At 71.5% G+C, this 737-nt stretch carries 1 protein-coding gene; it reads right to left on the bottom strand.

The annotated features are described in order from the left end of the window. On the bottom strand, nt 1–737 hold a 737-nt coding region (locus tag KME75_RS42150), incomplete at both ends, for a TCP-1/cpn60 chaperonin family protein (protein ID WP_281424923.1).

The raw sequence follows: 737 nt of genomic DNA, 5'->3' as shown, positions 1-737 counted from the left end.
CGCCGGCCGGAGCGGCGTTCTTCTCCGGCTTGTCGGCGATGACCGCCTCGGTGGTGAGGAACAGGGCCGCGATGGAGGCCGCGTTCTGCAGCGCCGAGCGGGTGACCTTGGCCGGGTCGATGATGCCGGCCTTGACCAGGTCCTTGTACTCGCCGGTGGCCGCGTCGAGGCCCTCGCCCGCGGGCAGCCCGCGGACCTTCTCCGCGACGACGCCGCCCTCGAGGCCGGCGTTGATCGCGATCTGCTTGAGCGGGGCCTCCAGCGCAACCTTGACGATGTTGGCGCCGGTGGCCTCGTCACCGTCCAGGCCGAGGCCCTCGAAGAGGCCGGCACCGGCCTGGATGAGGGCGACGCCGCCGCCGGCGACGATGCCCTCCTCGACGGCCGCCTTGGCGTTGCGGACGGCGTCCTCGATGCGGTGCTTGCGCTCCTTGAGCTCGACCTCGGTGGCGGCACCGGCCTTGATGACCGCGACACCGCCGGCGAGCTTGGCCAGGCGCTCCTGGAGCTTCTCGCGGTCGTAGTCGGAGTCGGTGCGCTCGATCTCCGAGCGGATCTGGGAGACCCGGCCGGCGATCTGGTCGGCGTCACCGGCGCCGTCGACGATGGTGGTCTCGTCCTTGGACACCACGACCTTGCGGGCGCGGCCCAGCAGCGACAGGTCGGCGTTCTCCAGCTTGAGGCCGACCTTCTCCGAGATGACCTCGCCTCCGGTGAGGATGGCCATGTCGGCCAGC

This window comes from Pseudonocardia nigra (genome assembly GCF_019396355.1).
Lineage (GTDB): Bacteria > Actinomycetota > Actinomycetes > Mycobacteriales > Pseudonocardiaceae > Pseudonocardia > Pseudonocardia nigra.
The sequence above is the reverse complement of the archived record's forward strand: the minus strand, read 5'-3'. Positions and strand labels throughout refer to the sequence as shown.